This is a genomic window from Streptomyces sp. NPDC048411 (genome assembly GCF_040704695.1).
Classification (GTDB): Bacteria; Actinomycetota; Actinomycetes; order Streptomycetales; family Streptomycetaceae; genus Streptomyces.
This window is the reverse complement of the sequence record NZ_JBEZKL010000097.1, coordinates 1-16,347: the sequence shown is the minus strand read 5'-3', so window position 1 is coordinate 16,347 and position 16,347 is coordinate 1. Positions and strand designations below refer to the sequence as shown.

The window sequence follows — 16,347 nt, the reverse complement described above, 5'->3', positions numbered from 1 at the left end:
CCGGCCACTGGCTACCCTGGGCGGTGATGTTCACACCACAGGGCCCCACCCTCCGAGAACTCGCGGTTCAGGCGCTGTCCTCCACGGAGCGCGGATACGACCTGCTCGCCGAGAAGTTCGACCGCACGCCGTTCCGTACCCCGGACCACGTCCTGAAGGCGGTCGAGCACGCCCTCACCCGCCTCGGTCCTTTCGACAGGGGCCTCGACCTGTGCTGCGGCACCGGCGCCGGGATGGACGTCCTGCGGCGCCTGTGCCGGGAACGGGTCACGGGCGTCGACTTCAGCGCCGGCATGCTGGCTGTGGGCCGTTCCGCGCACCCGCCCACGCCGTCAGGCGGCCCGGCCCTGGACTGGGTACGAGCCGACGCCCTCGCCCTCCCCTTCCAGCCGGCCTTCGACCTGGCGGTCAGCTTCGGCGCCTTCGGCCACTTCCTGCCCGAGGCACGCCCCGGCCTGTTCGCGCAGGTGCACGCGGCACTTCGCCCGGGCGGCCGCTTCGCCTTCCCGGTCGGCGCCCTGCCGCGGGTGGGCTCCCCGTTGTACTGGGCCCTGCTGGGCTTCGACACGACAATGCGTGTGCGCAATGCCCTGTGGCGGCCGCGCTTCGTCATGTACTACCGAACGTTCCGTCTCCCCGATGTGCTGGAGGACCTGGCCGAGACGGGCTTCGAGGTGGAACTGCTGCCGCTGGAGGAGCTCGGCCGACGACCGGACGGCAGCCCGAGGTGCCGCCTGGTCGTGGCACGACGGGGAGCGTCCCTGGGCGGTCAGGCGAGGTCGTCCACCAGGAGCTCGAGCGCCGCCTCCTCGTGCAGCGCGACGCCGAGCGCGTCCATGGCGGGGGCGAGGGCCGCGTCCCACTGAGCTTCCACGACGGGGCCTTCCAAGGGAAGCGGCGGAATACCTCGCGCCCGTGCGTGCAGGGCGAGGTGCTCGTAGTCGTCGGTCTCCATGCGCCAGGAGCGGGCGTCGTAGCGGCGGATGATGCGGTTGGCGAGCGCGATGCCGGGCCAGTCGAAGTCACCGTGGTAGGTGAAGGCGCAGCCGGCCGCGGCAAGGGCGTCGAGCAGGTCGAGTACGACGGTGGCGGCGCTTCCCGAGGTGCAGACCAAGGGCTGGGTGCAGGCGCTGTCCGCCGCCGCTTCCACCACACGTGGGTTCTCGCAGATCCGGATGACGGTGTCCGACGGCAGGGTGAGCTGCAGGGCGCGGATCTCCCGCAGGGTCAGATGGCTCTCGGCCCGGTGCCAGGCGCGCTCGCGCAGGGCGGCTTCGCGCCAGCCACCGCCCGTGGGGTGCAGGCCGTACGTCAGCACCGTGCTCGAGACCTCGTCAGGGGTGACGGAGGCGAGCTGCCACAGGGCGCGGCGGGCGCCGGCGTCCTCTGGGGGTTCGGTGCCGTGGGCGAGGGCGATTCCGCGCTGGACGAGCCGGGCGAGCCAGGTGCCGTCGTCGAGGCCGTGTGCAGTGCCGGTGACCTCGGTGGCAAGATCGCTCCGGCCGCGGGGTACCGAATCGCTGGAGAAGAGCAGGGTGAGCGTGTGGATCGCCTGTTCGACGGTGGCCGCGGCATCTGTCGGCTGCTGGCGGCCGGGGAGACCGGCCCGGCGTATCTCCGCCAGCCAGTGATGGGCCCACTCCTGGTCCGCCAGCGGTGAGGCCTGGAGCGTGTCGGTGAGCCGGGCCCACAGCCGGGCGGTGCGTTCCCTGGTGCTCTCACGCGCCGCCCGGTGGTCGGTGAGGGGCGGACCGAGCGCGGTGACGGCGTCCACCAGACCACAACTGGCGGCCGACGAGCGCAGCCTGGTGTCCAGGTCGGCCAGGCGCAGGGTGAGTTCGGGGCGGATGACCGGCCGTCCCAGGAGCAGAGAGACGGCCCGGCGTTCCGCCGGGGTGAGTCCGGTCAGGCGCAGACTGCCGGTGGCGCTCAGCCCGTTGCGCTCCAGCCGGTTGCGTACGGCCTGCCACAGCCGGGCCAGGTCCGGGCCGGCGAGCCAGTCGCGGGTGGGACCGTCCAGGGGCGGGGTCATACGGGCATCAGGCGCCGCCGGCGGCCGTTCCAGCTGTAGTGGAGCGTCGCGACTCCGCGGACATGAGGGTCGCGCAGGCATTCGTAGATGTGCAGTGAGGGTACGTCCGGCCAGTTGCCCATCAGCCGCTCGCTGGTGAGGACGAAGTCCAGGTCAAGGTCGACGAGGATCCGGCAGAGGCGGCCGTGGGTGGGCTCGTCGACCTTGGCGAACGCGTCGTCGAGGACGATCAGCCGGGGGGCGTGCGGGGCGTACTCAGCCAGGGTGGTGAAGTGCGCGGCGGCTGCCGCGAAAAGCACCAGATAGGACAGCACGCGCTGTTCGCCCTGGCTCAGTCCGGTGCGGCCGGTCAGTCTGCGCCTGCGGCCGGGGGCGGCGTCGTCGACAACCCAGGCGTGGAAGGTGAACCAGCGGCGGTAGTCGAGTGCGGAACGCAGATGCGCGGCATAGCCGGCGGCCGGGTCGGCCCGCCGGGCGTCCTCGATACGCCGCTGCAGCACCTCGCGCAACTGCTCGGTCTTTTCCCGGGTACGCAGTCCGGAGGGACTGCGCAGCAACTCGACGGCGGCCCGCACGTCGGCGTCGACGCCGTCGTCGAGGCGCCAGTCGAGTTCGACGCCGAGGCCGTGGGAAGTGCGTACGGAGCGCAGGGTGTCGTTGAGGGCGGCGACCAGGGCGGTGGCGGCGAGCACCTGGGCGGAGAGATGGTCGCCGAGTTCGCCGGTAAGGAAGCGCTGGAAGACCTCGCGTTCGCGTTCGGTGAGCCGCTCGCGGGCGTCGGCGGCCTGTCCGGCGATGCGCTCGGCGACGAGGGCGACGTCGTGCGGGCCGTGGTCGTCGACGAGCCGGCAGACCTTGATGCCTTCGCGCTCCTCCAGGATGGCGTCGAAGCCGCCGGAGAGCTGGTCGCGCAGAGCGGTGTGACGGTTGAGCAGGGTGGTGTCCGTGACGTCCCGGCGTTCCGGGTCGAGCCGGTCGCGGACGGCCGTGACGAGATCGCGCAGGGCCCGGATTCTGGCCCGTACGGCCGCGTCGGCGGGCTCCTGGGCACCGGGCGGAGGGTCGGTCAGGTCGGCACCGCGGCCCACCTCGGGCATGGCGAGCGCGGTGCGCAGGGCGCGGCCGGAGCCGATCACCTCTCCTTCCTGCGCGGTGAGTTCGTCCTGCCGGGTGTGTGCCCGCTCGTCGGCACGGATCCGGTTATCGCGCAGGCCTTCGAGCTCCCTCTCGAGGCGGGGGATGTCCCGGGCGGCTTCGGCGACGCGCTGCTCGGCGCCCTTCTCCTGAGCAAGGATCTGCTGCTCGGCGGCGCCGACGGTCTGCTCCAGGACGCGGAGGGCACTGCGGGCCTCGTCCAGCCGGTCCTTGTGGCCGCGGTAGTCGGCTTCGGCCTCCTGGCGGGCTGCGCGTGCGTCGCGGTGGCTGTCGTGGTGGGTGGCGTGGTCGGCGGTGGCTCCGGCGGCCGTACGCACGGATTGACGCAGCTTCTCCAGGCCGGCACCGAGCTGGTTGAGGGCGTCGCGGACCCGCTCAAGCCCTTCCGGGTCGACGGGCAGGGCGTGCGCGGTGGCGGCGGCCTCCGCCCCCCGGCGGGCGGCGACGGCAGCCGCCCGGGCCGCTTCGGCCTCGCGGGCGGCGCGCGATGTCGCCGTGGCCCGTTCCCGTGCGGCCTGCTCGGCCTGCTCCAGCCGCACCCAGGCATCCCCGAGCCGGCGCCCGGAAGGCAGTGCGCGCAGGGCACGCAGGGCAGCGGTGAGGACGCTGCGGCGGCCGTCGACGGCATGCAGCTGCTCCTGCGCGAGCGTCAGATCGCGCTGTACGACGGCGAGCCGCCCATCCAGTTCGGCGAGCCTGCGTCTGCGGGTGGCGGCCCTGACCTCGGCACCGACGTACTCGGCGCGCTCCTTGGTGTGGAAGCCGCTGAGCACACCGAGCCGCCAGCTGCCGTCCAGACCGAGCGCACTGGGGTCCGGGGCGGCGCCCGCGCCGGCCCGGACCAGCGCGACGCAGGTCAGCATCTGCTCGATCCGCGCGGTACCGACCTTGCAGTCCGGGGCAGCCACGGGACGCAGGACGGTGGCGAGCGTGGCACCGGAGGGCGGCGCGCCGGAAGGGGCGAGCAGGGTGTCCCGGGTGGCCGGGTCCAGCAGCGCGCCTTCCGCCGTGACCCAGGCGTCGAGCAGACCGCTCGCCTCCAGGGCGGCTTCCAGTCCGGCCCGGTCGCCCGGGCCCGTACCGTCCGCGAAGTCGACGAGCCGGTAGAAGGGGGCACCAGTGGTGGTGGCCCGCTCGGCCGCGCGGTGGAGGGGGCGGGGCGGCTCGGGGTCGGTGCGCCGTTCCCAGGCGTCCCGCTCGGACCTCAACCGCTGCTGCTCCGCCTCGAGTTCGCGGCCTCGCAGGGCAAGGGTGTCGCGTTCCGCGGTGAGGGCGACGGCGAAGGGATCGAGGATCTCCTCGGCGGCGCGGGCCACGTCGGCGGCCGTTTCGGCGGGCAGGGCGCGCTCGGAGAAGGGAGCTTCGGTGTCGGACTCGGCGCCGGTCAGGGCGACCACGTCGTCCGGCAACGGGGCGCCCAGTTCCGCACGAATGCGGCCAGCCCAGTCCTGTACCTCTGCGGCGTACTGTGTCCCGGCCCGCACGACGTCGTCGCGGTGGGCACCGACGCGGCGGGTGGCCTCCTCGGCCTGCTCCTCGCACCGCTCTCGCTCGGCGTCGTACTGCTGGGCGCGGGTGGCGGCGTCACGGGCCGCGCCGCTCAGCCGGGCCACTTCGCCGACCGCCCCCAGACCCCGGCCGGCGGGCGGTCCGGCGGCGGCGAGCTGCTCCTCCCAGGCGCGCAGGGCGGCGCCGGCGGCCACGGGGTCGACGGCACGCACAGGACCATGGTGTTGAAGGTGCGGATCTCCGTCCGGTCCGGTCAGTTCGGTCTCGGCGGGCGGGGCGAGCACGGTCGGGGCACTCGCCACCGGCTCGCCCAGGTGGACCGGGTCGAGCCCGGCCCGTTCGGCGGTGTCGTGCAGCTCACGGTGCCAGGAGCTGAGGCCGGTGAGCTGCTCGCCGATGCGCCGCGCCCCCTCGGTCACGGCGTGGGCGGCCCTGCGTTCGGTGTCGTGGGCGCGGCGCACGGCCGTGAACGCGGCGGTGGCAGCGGTGTGCAGGGCCGCGACAGTGGCCCGTCGTTCGGCCAGCTCCTCCAGGCTGCGGTAGGCGGCTCCCGCGCGCAGCGCCTCCAGCTCGGTCCGGGCCGTCTCATGGACGTCGTGGAGAGCGTCGAGCTGTGCGGCTGCCTCCTCCTCGCGCTGCCGCAGTGCGGCGGCTTCCTTCTGCGCGTCCCCGGCGGCGCGGCGCCGCTCGGTGAGCCGGTCGAGTTCCGTTCCGACGCGGTGGGCGCGGCGGCGCAGCACCCCGTGAAGATAGCCACGGTAGCTGCCGAGGAAGGTGCGCAGCGCGGCATCGGTCCGTTCCAGCCGCCCCAGATCGGTGCGTACGGCGTCCAGGTCGTCCAGGCTGCGGGCGACCTTGTCAACCGTGTCGTCGTCCAGTCCGGGGAGGGTCTCGCCGAGGACTCCGACCAGCCCGCCGGACTCGATGCGGTCGCCGATGGTGGGGCGGCGCAGCCGGTGCAGGAGCTGGGTGAGGTTGCGGTAGCGGCCGGGGTCGGTGAGCCCGAAGAGCTCCCGGGCGACGCGGGCGCGGTGCTCCACGGCACGGTCGGTGACGTTCTCCGCACCGACCGCCTCGCGCAGCTTGTCGACGGGGATCGGCTGTCCGGTGGCGGTCAGTTGCAGCTCGTGGCCGACGCGCAGGGGCGTGACGAAGAAGTACGCCTTGGCGCTCTGGGTGGACTTCGAGGCACGGATGGCCGCGCCGAGGGTGAGAAAGCGCTCCTCGCCGTCGTCACCTATGTGATGGAACTCCACCCAGAGATGGCCGAGCCGGTTGGTCTGCTCGAATCCGTCGAGCATCAGCCAGGTGAGGGTGGTGCGGCCCGTGCCGGTGGCGTCCAGGGCGCGGGCGTCGCCGTCGAGCAGGTACGGCAGCAGCATCTCCAGCGCCTTGGACTTGCCCGCGCCGTTCTTGCCGCGCAGCAGCAGCCGGCCGTCGCCGAAGGCGAACTCCTGCTCGTCGTACTGCCAGACGTTGCGGATGCCGGCCCGGCTGAGCCGGTAGCGCGGCGCGGGGAGAAGGGCGGACGTCATCGCTGCTCCTGCTTGACTGCGGTGCCGTGCGGGAATGCGGCGGCCTTGCGGACGGTGACGGCGGTGGCATAGCGGGCAGCGGCGGCGAGCAGGACGAGACCGGTCCTGTCGTGGCCACCGCCGTCGGGGTGAACAGAGTCGGGCCCACCGCCGTCGGGACTGCCACCGCCAGGGAGGGAGCCGTCGGGGCGGGCGGGGTCGGGATCGCTGCCGCCGGTGCGGGCATCGTCGTGACGAGCAGAGTCGGGCCCGCCGCTGTCCGGGCCGTCGTTGGCGTTTCCACCGCCGGGGAGGACAAGGGCAGGACCACTGCCGTCGGAGCGGGCAGAGCCGTCGCTGGCAGTTGTGCTGGCACCGCCAGGGCCTCCGTCGAGGCCCGTACTGCCGGCGCGGACACCGGAGACATCGGTGACCGCGCGGCCGTCGGCGGACTCAGTGCCGTACCCCTCGGGCACGCCGAGGCCTTCCGCCCGAACCGGTCCCGCGAGGGCGAGCAGCCGCATTCGTATCAGCAGATCGACGGTGTCGGCCCGCAGCGCGGCGGGGTCGTCGAGATAGCCGCGCTGCCATGTGGCGCGCCGGCCGTACTCCTCCACCAGTTCCGCCAGGATCTCCTCCACCAGCCCCGCCGGGACGGGCACGCCGATGACCAGCCGCCCCCCGGTGGCCTGATGGCCGGGGTCGGCGGGACGAAGGCGCTCCGCGAGCCGGGAGACCAGCAGCAGCGCCGCCTGGGCGACGGTGCCGGTGCCAGGCACGCGCAGATCGGTCAGTTCGTCCTCGGGGTCGGTGAGGACGACACCCTCCGCGCGGATCTCCGCCTCCAGACCGAGGAGTTCGGAGAAGGCCTGTGCCTCGCGCCGCTGCCGGGTGCGCAGCCACTCCCGCTCGGCGTCGGTGAGGTCGTCGAGGTACACGGCAGGGGTCTCCACCAGGCGCCGACGGACGTATGTACGCGGGCCACCAAAGCCGGGATCGGCGGCCCGTACGACCAGATCCGCGCCGTCGCGGCTCTGTGCGAGCGGCCCCGCGACGATCGCGCGGGCGATCTCCCGGTCCACGGTCAGCAGCGCCTCCCCGGCCCTGTCGTCCGCATCCGCGGCCGCGTCGACGCTGCCGTCGGTCTCGGCGAGGACACCCCAGGCGACCAGCTGCCGCAGCGCCGCCACCAGGGTGCGTTTCTCCGCCTGACGCCCGGTGGTCTCGATCTCCAGTCCGGCGTCGACGGCCGCGGCCCGTACATCGGCGAGCAGCCGGGAGAGCAGCAGCTGTTCGGGCGCTGTGACCAGGACGGACAGGAACAGGGCGAGGCAGGCATAGGTGCGTGGGGTGAAGGGCGTGCCGGTGGACCGCTCCAGGCGATGGCCGGAGCCGGGTCCGAGGCCGGCTTTGAAGAGCCGGGCGTAGGAGGACTCGACCAGCAGCCGGTAGCCGAGGACCTGCTGGAAGCGCTGGGCAAGCCAGTCGGCGTGTCGCCGTACGAGCGGGAAGGTGTCCGCGTGCGGGCCGGTGGCGGTGACCACCGGATATGCCAGCAACAGCCGGGCGGCGGCACGCCGTTCCGCGGCGAGGGCGACATCGTGCGTGGAGGGCAGAGCCATCAGGCACTCACCTCCGTGGTGCCGGGCTCCTGGCTCAAAAAGGCGTACGGGCCGGTCTCGATGTCCAGGTCTTCCAGAAGCAGTTCACCATCGGTGGAACGCAGTACGGTCCGGGCTCCGGAAAGATGACGTACGACGACGGCCAGATCCAGCTCCGTGTCTCCCGACCGGGCCCCGTCCACGGCGAATCCCCCGTTTCCCCCGTCGCTCCCCGGCTGGCTGATCCGTGCGTTGCCCAGGGCGGTGGCGAGCAGCTCCAGCAGCAGGGACAGCGCGGCGGAGGTGAGGCGGGCCTGGCCGAAGCGGCCGGAGGCGCTGCGGAGTTCCGCCGCGGCGGCCTGGCGGGCGGCCGCCTGCTCGCGGGCCTGCTCCACCAGCTTGCGCTTCTGCGCGGAGTGGTCCTCGGCGGCCGACGCCCGGCCGCGCTGGGCCCGGGAGCCGCGTTCCCGAAGCGCCACCGGGACGTCCACGACCGGCCCGGTCCACCAGCTCACATAGGCCGGCACCGTACCGTCCGGGTCCGGCGCCACTCCCAGATGGCGGGCACCGTACAGGCCGAAGGCCGCGACCGCGATGTCATGGGCGTCCTCGGGCGAGGCGGCGTCGAACCACTGGGCGAGCCGCAGCAGATCCTTGCGCCGCGATATCTCCCCGGAGGCGGAGCGCAGCATCCGCTTGGCGTTGGCGAGCAGCGAGTGCAGCGCCCGGTGGGTGGCATCGCGCAGTTGGTCGACCTGACTGCCCGCGCCGGCCCCCGTACCCCCATGGGCGAACCAGCTCCGCAGCCCCTCCCAGTCCCCCATCTCCCGGCCCCGGCTGCGCTGCACCCGGGTCTCCGGCAGTCCGCCGACAGCGGCCGCCAGGCCGCCCGCGTGGGCGTCGATCCGCTCCAACAGGCCCGGCAGCCGGGGCCAGAGCTCGTCCAGGCTCGCGGCGATGCGCGGTGCCCGGAAGGACACGTCCTCGCTGATGGCCTGGACGTAGTCGAGCAGCAGGTCCTTGAAGCCCTGGTACTCGGCTCCGTCCAGGTCGTACCGGGCCAGGACCTGGCCCAGATAGGCGTAGAAGTCCCGTACGGACTCGGCGAATTCGCCGAACTGGACGAAGAACGTACTGATCCGTTCGAGTGCCGCCTGCGGCTCTGCCCCGCCCGGCGCGGCAACCGCGGCCGCCAGCTCCCGCAGCCCCCGGTCGACGAGCGCCAGCAGCTCGCTGCTCACCTCGCGCGCCGCGTCGGCGCCGGCCAGCACCTCATCGGCGTCACGCTGCACCTTCTCGCCCAGCTTGGACAGCTGATAACGGGACCGCGAACGCTGGTACTCGGCGATGCTGGTGACCTTCACCGCATGCGTGGAACGCAGCAGATTGCCCCAACGGACCAGCTGCTCCAGCCGGGCCGTGAGCGTCTCACCGTCCAGCTCCGCCCCTGGCCCTGCGCTGCGCGCCAGTCTGGCCAGTACGTCCGGCACGGCCAGATCGGCGAGCAGGGTGGAGCAGAACACCCGCATCACCGCCACGTACTCCATGCGCTCGGGCGCGCTGAGGTACGCGTACGCCGACAACCGCTGCCATGCTTCGTCGGCAGGCTGCGGCTGTTTCTCCCCCTGCGAACCGGATTCTTCCACGATTACGCAGCTTAGGAGCACCCACTGACAGCCCGGGACCAGACCGGCAAGAAGCCCTCGCACGCGCGACGGTGCCGGGCGCGCACCTTCCGGTCGTACGGTCACCGTCCCACCGCACGCTACGGCCCGCGTCCCGCCCGCGCGAACGAGCCCGGGGCGGCACCCGGTCACCGCCGCGACGACGGCCCACCCCGCGACGCAGGCCGCGAGGCCTCCTACCTGCCAGAACCGGTCCGATCTCGTGGTCCCGTGTCGTGGCAGCAGGCCGGAGAGACGGTCAGGAGCTGGGGAGTCCGGCATCGTCGAAGCGGCGCATCAGGGCGGGCTTGCCCCTGTGGGTCTCGCCCAGTCCGGCGGCGCGCTGGTGGAATTCGGCGCTGGTCCCGGCCCGGGCGTGGATCTCCCGGAGGTCCTTGAGCAGGGTGACGGCGATGTCGTACTGGGCGGGCTTCTTCTGTGCGATGAGGTTGTCGACGTCCCGCCATGCCTGCTCGGTGTCCTGGGCGAGCCGGGTCAGGTGTGCGTCCCGGGCCTTGCTCATCTCCAACGCCCGGGCTCGTTGGGCCGCGGCTTCGGCCTCCTTCCGAAGCCGTTCGCGTGCGGTGCGGTGGCGGTAGGCGGCGTCCAGGAGTTTGGCAGCCGTGCGGCGTTCACCCGCGCTGCGGGGGCTGCGGGTGCTGGCGTCGCGGTAGCGGGCCAGCAGGCTGAGGCCGGGCTGTGGCGCGGTGCCGAGCGCGGCCTTCAAGAGCAACGTGTCCTTCTCGGCGGCCGGCAGTGCGGCGATCCAGGCCGCCAGGGCCTTCTTGTCCACGGCCGTCGCGGTCGCGGGCCCGCTGGTCTCCGCGGCGACAGCCAGCAGATCACCGTCCACGTGCAGGAAGTCGGCCAGCGCCCGCTGCGGGCCGGTCAGCGTCGCCAGTCCGGCGGGCACGGGGGGTTCGAGTTCGCGGCCGTACTCCTCCTCGTCGTCATCCATCAGCCCCCAGACGGTCAGTCCGGCGAGCCAGGCCACGTACAGGGCTCGCAGGTCGCCCGCGGCAAGCTCGGCACGCAGGCCGACGAAGGCCGAGAGCGTGTACGAGGTCTCGAAGTCCCACTCGCCGCCGTCCTCCGGGGAGAGGGAGAAGTCCAACAGCGTGTGCCCGGAGCGCGTCCAGGCCCCCAACGACTCCTCGGCGCAGTACGGCGCGGCGGCCTCGGCCCGCAGCAGGGTGTCGGGCAGGCGCAGGACGAGGCGGCGGCTGCCCCAGTTCGCGTAGTAGAGGTGGGCGTCGTAGAGCTGCTCCACCATCTTCGTCGGATCGCCGCGGAAGTTTCCCCAGTGGTACTCATTGGTGAAACTCGTGGGGGTGATCTCGGCCCGGGTGGACAGCGCACGCACTTGGTCGAGCTCCTGCTCGCTCAAGGGGCGGTCGATGGCCAGGAACTCGTAGTACTGGTACTCGCTCACGGCCCGCAGCGTACCGGGGAGGATCTCGCAGGAGCGCCTGCGGCCGGGCGGACCGCAGGGCTCGGGGCGGCGTGGGTCAGCGGCGGCGCTTGCCTCTGGGCTTGGTGCGGCCACGGGCGCGGGCCGCGTTGAGCCGTCCCAGCTGCGCGGACTTGGCGCGGAGCGGTCCCTGCGCGAAGTGCCGGAGCTGCTCAAGTCCGGTGTGGTCCGGATGGCCTGAAGTGAGGGCGGCCCGGATCGCGTCCTCGGCCTGGCTCCGCCCGCCGGACAACACGGCGTCGAGGAAGGCGTCCTCTCCACCGTTCTCCAGCAGTTGGAGCAGGCTCTCCGCGACCATGAGGTGCGCTTCCGCCTCGGTCAGGTCGTCGGGGGCGAGGATGTCGCGGACGGTGAGGACGCTGAGCGCGGTCGGGGCCAGTTCCGGGTCGGCGCGCAGGAAGCGCAGCAGTTCCTCGCCGTCTCCTTCGGGCAGCGCTGTGGCCAGGGTGTCGAGCAGCGCGGCGGCACGTGTGCGGAACGGCATCTCCCGTACCGCCTGCAGAAGTTGGCTGCGGGCGCCTTCACAACCGCCGTGGGCGGTGGTCCAGGCAGCGAGCTCGGCGCGGGCGCTGTCGGGGTCGTAGTGCTCGGCCAGTACGCCGAGCAGCCCGGCGGCGGGGGCGTGGGCGAGTTCGCCGACGAGCGGTGCGCTGCGTCCCTCCGCGAGGAGGCGTTGCCGTACGGCATGCGTACCGAGGTGGGTGAGGCGGATCAACTCCACCGGGCCGTCGGCCAGTTCGGCGCGCAGCCGCTTCGCGCTCGCCTCGGCCTGCGGGTCGGGGGCAGTGGGGAGGCCACCGAGAAGCTCGGCGAATTCGGGCGGCATTCCGGAGGGCAGCTGCGGGGCCTGGCCGAGGGTGGTTTCGGGGGCGGGCAGTTCCAGGAAGGCCGGGTCGGCCATGCCCTGCTCGCGGCTGATCGCGCCGAGACGCTCCAGGGCGTCCAGGACGTGGCGCAGGTCGTGGTCGGCGGACAGCAGCCAGCCCCTTTGCTGGGCCGCCGTCCCCTGCGTGAGGTCGAAGCTCATCCGGTAGGCCAGGTGGACGGAGTCCCGGAGCTGGGGCCAGGGCATCGGGTACGGAAGGCTGTAGAGGGTGTTGAGGACGTCGGGCAGTACGTCCTCGTACACGTCGTACAGCAGCGAGGTGAGCCGAAAGCCGTCCGCATCGCCCAGCAGGGGCTCGCGCAGCTCGAAGACCGTCTCGAAGGCGCGCTGCCACAGCGCAAGCGGGTCGGCGAGCAGCGGGCGCGCCTTGGCGACCGCGTACACGCGTCCTTTCGCCACCCGGATCAGGCGGGCCTTCTTCGCCCACTCGAAGATCAGATTCAGCCGGGGCAGTTCCGCGCTCGTGCGCGGGGAGCCGGGTCGGTCCCCGGTCTCCAGGGTGGCAACAAGTTCCCTGGCGTCGGCGATCCGCAGCCGGCCGGTCTTGGTCAGTTCCCGCCCCTGCGGACCCGCCCAGTCGGCGAGCCCGCTCAGCTGCCGGAGCAGCGGCGCCTCGGCGGCCTGTGCCCGCCGCCCGTCCTCGCCGGGAAGGACTACCGGCAGCTGGGGCTCGGCCCGTTCGGCTCCGGGCGGGCCGGGGCGCCGGTGCCGCGCCATGATCACGTCCAGGGCGTCGCGGTCGTACGGCACCTCGTCGCGCCGGACACGCTCGTTGAAACGCATCATCGCCGCCTGGTCGTGGAGGTCCACGCCCTGCTCGGCGGCGGTCGTCGCCCAGAACTTCGCCGTGCCCCAGCGCGTGCGGTCCGCCATCGCCGCCTCGAACTGTCCGGCGGCGGCATCGACGGCACGCTCCACCATGTCGAGGGCGTCGCCGCGCGGGTCCGCCAGGCCCGTGGCGTCCATGTACCGCAGCAGTGCGCGCAGCCCGCCTGGCGCGTCCACCAGAGGCTCGCCCGGCAGCCGGGTCAGCGTCCGCGGCAGCCAGTCCAGCAGGAACTCCTCCACATGCCGCGCCTGCCACAGACCCAGCCGACCGTCCACGGTCCCGCGGTGCCGGTACTCGAGTGCCGACTCCACGACGATCGGGTCCGCCTCCTCCCCGCCCTGAGTGCGGCTCCAGTCCGCGACGCGGCGGGCGAGCTGCTCGCAGGCGGCGGCAAATTCCTCTTCGTCGTCGGGCTCGAAGAACATACGCATGGACGGGACGACCTCACCTCAATGGACCTGCAACCGCTCCCACGTTACCCACTCGCCCCGGGCCACGGCACGGCTCCTCCCTGCAGAATCGGTCCGGCAGAATTCTCGAGCAGCAGTGCAACGCATGAGCCCGCGCGACAAGAGTTTCGAGCCCCTGTCGTGCAGGCCAGACGATTCAAAGGGTGACGTAACCGACAAACTCTTCCCAAGCCGCCGGGCGGACGGCGAACCACGGCCCCTCCTTCTCCTTGGAGTCCCGGACGTACACGGCACCGGGCTGGTACACAATCTCCACGCAGCTGTCGCCCTGGGAACCGCTGTAGCTGCTCTTGAACCAGTTCAGCTCGCCGCTGGTGCTCATAGCGCTCCTCGCATCCGCTTCAACAGGTCCGCCGAGTCCGCGGGGGACAGGGCCTGTGAGCGCATCTTGGCATAGCGCATCTGCATCAGGCTGACGTCTTTACGGTCGGAGATCAGCTGCCCGGTCTGCTGCCCCTCCGAGTAGCCGAGCCACTGGTGGTCCTGCGACTCCAGGAGCTGCATCGGGCCGTCCGCGCCGGCGTGGTGCGGCTGGCGCAGCGGCATGACTTGGATCTCGACGTTCCACAACTCCCCGCATCGGATGAGGTGATCGAGTAGCTCCCGTGTCACGTCCTCGCCGCCCGTGTCCCGCAGAAGTACCGACTCCTCAATGATGAAGCTGAACGCGATCGGCGGCTTGCGGGTCAGCAGCTTCTGGCGCTCCAGTCGCGCCGCGATACGTTCTGCGACCTCGTCCTCCGTGGGCGGCGGCGGGACGTTCAGCATCACGGCACGCGCGTACGCCTCCGTCTGCAGCAGTCCGGGCACCACCCGGCACTCGTAACCGACCGCCGTCGCCTCCAGCTGCGCCCACAGCCGGAACCACGCCGCCAGGCCCGGTTGCCGCGCCACATGCCGGGCCGCGGCTCTCAGCACACCGAACGCGTCCAGGGCCTCCTCCGCCCGCTCGACGAAATCACCGGGCGGCAAGCGCCGTCCCTGCTCGATCGAGCCGACGAAGTGCGGCGAATACATGACCAGCGGTGCGAGCTGCTCCTGGGTCAGGGAAGCGCGCTCGCGAAAGACCTTGAGGACGGCTCCGAACGCCTTGAGGCTGTCGGACGGTTCGGGTTCACTGCAACTGCTGTTCGCCATGGCGACCCCCTCGTCGCACGTGCCGCACCCGGCGCGGGTACACAACGAACCCATGGTCACGGTTGGTTATCGGTACTTTCCAGAGCGTGAGGTCGTACGCTGCTTCTCCGTACGAGCTGTCAGCATGGAATGAGCTGCGGAAACGCCGACATTGTGGGCGCATGACTCCTTCAATGAACCCTGCAATCCCGCAAACTCCCACTACCGTATGTGTGTTCACGCAGCGGTTCAGCTCCACTCCGCGCGGCGCACGGCTCGCCCGCCTCCTCGCCGTCGAAAAGCTCTGCACCTGGGGCATCGCGCACGACAGCGATCTCTCCGCGTCGGCCGCGCTGATCGTGGCCGAGCTCGCCACGAACGCGGTAACGCACGGGCGCGTGCCAGGGCGGGACTTCGAGGTGCGGCTGACGTTGGACGCGGACGTCCTGCGCATCGCCGTGTCGGACGCACGGGACGAGCGGTTGCCGAGAGCCACCGGAACCGCCGCCGACGACGAAGGTTCGGGCCGCGGCCTCCTCCTCGTCGTCGCTCTCGCGTACACATGGGGTGTGGAACCGCACCGGCCGGTAGGCAAGACCCCGTCAGGCACTGTCGGCGGGTGATCTCGCGGTGGCCGCGGCGCTCGGGACCCGGCGGCGGCTGCGGATCGATGTGTGGGGGCACCTGTACGGGCCGATGCGTACCCTCGCACAGGTCGTCACGGCGGCCCCGGAGCTCGACGTCGAGCCGGGCACGGGACGCGACTTCCCCTCGGTGGCGGAGGCGTTGCGGCGCGGTGAGGTGGGCGCCGGCTTCGGCCGTGTCCCCTCGCTGCGGGGGCGGGCCCTGGCGGAGCTGGCCCACCGGCTGGTACGGCTCGAGCCGGTCGACGCCGTCGTGAGTGCCGCGCACCCGCTCGCCGCCGCCCCGGAACTGCGTCCGTCGGACCTGCGGACCAGTGTGCTGCGCTACCCGGCGGAAGTGGACCGCCTCGACTTCCTCACGCACTTCGCCGAGCAGTTCGGGGTCTCACGGCGGGTCGGAGGCCCGAATCTCGGGCTCGCGCCCTTCCTGGCCCAGCAGTGGGGTGAGGCCTCCGGTGGCGCGGGTGAAGAGGCGGGTGAGGGTGCGCTCGCTGACGCCCATGCCCGCGGCCAGGGCGGACAGGGGCAGCGGCTGGTCGAAACGGGCGACGAGGAGGTCCTGGGTCAGGCCTTCTTGACCACGCTCGACTTGAGCTGCATGGCGCCGAATCCGTCGATCTTGCAGTCGATGTCGTGGCCGTCGACTCCGTCGACCAGGCGGATGTTGCGCACCTTCGTGCCCGCCTTGATCCCCGAGGGGCTGCCCTTGACCTTCAGGGCCTTGACGACGGTCACCGTGTCGCCGTCGCTCAGCACATTCCCGACGGAGTCCCTGACGACCCGCTCCCCGGAGACACTCGTGTCCTCCGCGCCGCCCACGGCGGGAACCCACTCATTGCCGCACTCCGGGCAGACCACCAGAGCGTTCATCTCGTAGGTGTACTCGCTGGAGCACTTCGGGCAAGGGGGGAGGTTCTCAAGCATTCGGCCAGAATATCCGAACTCCTGCACGATCCCCTGTCGCGTCCACAGGCGTCCCGGGGTGTCGTCCTGTGGTGGTTCGTGGCCGCCGTCCGGCCGGGAGGTTTCCGCCGCCGGGAGTGCGCGCCGAGTCCCTTCGCAGCCGAGTCGCTGTCGCTTGTCCTGTTGCTGGGTGTGCTGGCCCTCGCCGTCGTACGGCCGCGCCGGCTGCCGGAGGCCGCTGCCGCTGTGCCGGCGGCCAGGCTGCCCATCGGTCTCGGTATGGTCTCCCTCCACGATGCGCGGGCGCAGGTCCGGGAACTGCTGCCGGTGGTGGCGTTCCGGGTACTGATCCTCGTACTGCCCGGCTGTGCGCGGATGAGGGGCTGTTCCGAGCCGCTGGTGCGTCGGGCGCGTGCCACCTCCGCGGCAATGTTGTTGCCGGCCGCCCACCGGAGTCCGTCGACCACAGCGAGCGCGATGCTACGTCGGGAAGCACCCGTACCTCGACCTCCCCTCGCGGAGGGGTGGGTGGGCCGGGCGCGGCCCCCGCGAC

General features: G+C 72.3%; 11 protein-coding genes and 2 pseudogenes. 3 read left to right on the top strand and 10 right to left on the bottom strand.

From position 1 onward, the window contains the following. Nucleotides 1-26: 26 nt before the first annotated feature. Nucleotides 27-866: a class I SAM-dependent methyltransferase gene (locus AB0915_RS27660; RefSeq protein ID WP_366693666.1), complete on the top strand. Its 840-nt coding sequence runs from the start codon at nucleotides 27-29 to the stop codon at nucleotides 864-866. Here the strand turns inward: AB0915_RS27660 and AB0915_RS27655 are convergent. The 8 genes from AB0915_RS27655 to AB0915_RS27620 all read right to left on the bottom strand — a co-directional run bounded on the left by AB0915_RS27655 (nucleotide 770) and on the right by AB0915_RS27620 (nucleotide 14,268). Further along, a complete protein-coding gene (locus AB0915_RS27655; protein WP_366693651.1) occupies nucleotides 770-2,032 on the bottom strand; it encodes a TIGR02679 family protein in 1,263 nt (420 codons plus the stop codon). The genes AB0915_RS27660 and AB0915_RS27655 overlap by 97 nt on opposite strands. Next, the gene (locus tag AB0915_RS27650; protein ID WP_366693650.1) at nucleotides 2,029-6,231 is read right to left on the bottom strand and encodes a TIGR02680 family protein; all 4,203 of its coding nucleotides are present in this window, start codon (nucleotides 6,229-6,231) and stop codon (nucleotides 2,029-2,031) included. Before AB0915_RS27650 ends, AB0915_RS27655 begins: the two co-directional genes overlap by 4 nt. Continuing rightward, entirely contained in the window at nucleotides 6,228-7,832 is a 1,605-nt protein-coding gene (locus tag AB0915_RS27645; RefSeq protein ID WP_366693649.1) for a TIGR02678 family protein, read from the bottom strand. Before AB0915_RS27645 ends, AB0915_RS27650 begins: the two co-directional genes overlap by 4 nt. After that, complete coding sequence (locus tag AB0915_RS27640) at nucleotides 7,832-9,457, bottom strand: TIGR02677 family protein (protein WP_366693648.1); 1,626 nt, start codon at nucleotides 9,455-9,457, stop codon at nucleotides 7,832-7,834. The genes AB0915_RS27645 and AB0915_RS27640 overlap by 1 nt, the downstream gene beginning before the upstream one ends. Nucleotides 9,458-9,734: 277 nt before the next feature. Then, the gene (locus AB0915_RS27635) at nucleotides 9,735-10,907 is read right to left on the bottom strand and encodes a hypothetical protein (RefSeq protein WP_366693647.1); all 1,173 of its coding nucleotides are present in this window, start codon (nucleotides 10,905-10,907) and stop codon (nucleotides 9,735-9,737) included. Between the two features lie 76 nt (nucleotides 10,908-10,983). Then, a complete protein-coding gene (locus AB0915_RS27630) occupies nucleotides 10,984-13,092 on the bottom strand; it encodes a hypothetical protein (protein WP_366693646.1) in 2,109 nt (702 codons plus the stop codon). A gap of 175 nt (nucleotides 13,093-13,267) precedes the next feature. Beyond that, nucleotides 13,268-13,453, bottom strand: coding sequence for a DUF397 domain-containing protein (locus AB0915_RS27625; RefSeq protein WP_366693645.1), 186 nt, complete (start codon nucleotides 13,451-13,453; stop codon nucleotides 13,268-13,270). Further along, nucleotides 13,450-14,268: a helix-turn-helix transcriptional regulator gene (locus AB0915_RS27620; RefSeq protein ID WP_366693644.1), complete on the bottom strand. Its 819-nt coding sequence runs from the start codon at nucleotides 14,266-14,268 to the stop codon at nucleotides 13,450-13,452. Before AB0915_RS27620 ends, AB0915_RS27625 begins: the two co-directional genes overlap by 4 nt. Before the next feature lie 173 nt (nucleotides 14,269-14,441). Between AB0915_RS27620 and AB0915_RS27615 the strand changes: the two genes are divergently transcribed. Further along, entirely contained in the window at nucleotides 14,442-14,870 is a 429-nt protein-coding gene (locus AB0915_RS27615) for an ATP-binding protein (RefSeq protein WP_366693643.1), read from the top strand. A 445-nt stretch (nucleotides 14,871-15,315) separates the two neighbouring features. Here the strand turns inward: AB0915_RS27615 and AB0915_RS27610 are convergent. Then, nucleotides 15,316-15,456: pseudogene (locus AB0915_RS27610) on the bottom strand (AraC family transcriptional regulator); the annotation flags it as partial. Beyond that, entirely contained in the window at nucleotides 15,456-15,815 is a 360-nt protein-coding gene (locus AB0915_RS27605; protein WP_366693642.1) for a zinc ribbon domain-containing protein YjdM, read from the bottom strand. The gene AB0915_RS27605 and the pseudogene AB0915_RS27610, both read right to left, overlap by 1 nt. Before the next feature lie 78 nt (nucleotides 15,816-15,893). Here AB0915_RS27605 and AB0915_RS27600 point away from each other — a divergent pair. Beyond that, nucleotides 15,894-16,347: pseudogene (locus AB0915_RS27600) on the top strand (hypothetical protein); the annotation flags it as partial.

Coding starts and splice junctions, on each gene's coding strand:
- AB0915_RS27660 (WP_366693666.1), top strand. CDS start 27: ATGTTCACACCACAGGGCCCCACCCTCCGAGAACTCGCGGTTCAGGCG.
- AB0915_RS27655 (WP_366693651.1), bottom strand. CDS start 2,032: ATGACCCCGCCCCTGGACGGTCCCACCCGCGACTGGCTCGCCGGCCCG.
- AB0915_RS27650 (WP_366693650.1), bottom strand. CDS start 6,231: ATGACGTCCGCCCTTCTCCCCGCGCCGCGCTACCGGCTCAGCCGGGCC.
- AB0915_RS27645 (WP_366693649.1), bottom strand. CDS start 7,832: ATGGCTCTGCCCTCCACGCACGATGTCGCCCTCGCCGCGGAACGGCGT.
- AB0915_RS27630 (WP_366693646.1), bottom strand. CDS start 13,092: ATGCGTATGTTCTTCGAGCCCGACGACGAAGAGGAATTTGCCGCCGCC.
- AB0915_RS27625 (WP_366693645.1), bottom strand. CDS start 13,453: ATGAGCACCAGCGGCGAGCTGAACTGGTTCAAGAGCAGCTACAGCGGT.
- AB0915_RS27620 (WP_366693644.1), bottom strand. CDS start 14,268: ATGGCGAACAGCAGTTGCAGTGAACCCGAACCGTCCGACAGCCTCAAG.
- AB0915_RS27615 (WP_366693643.1), top strand. CDS start 14,442: ATGAACCCTGCAATCCCGCAAACTCCCACTACCGTATGTGTGTTCACG.
- AB0915_RS27605 (WP_366693642.1), bottom strand. CDS start 15,815: ATGCTTGAGAACCTCCCCCCTTGCCCGAAGTGCTCCAGCGAGTACACC.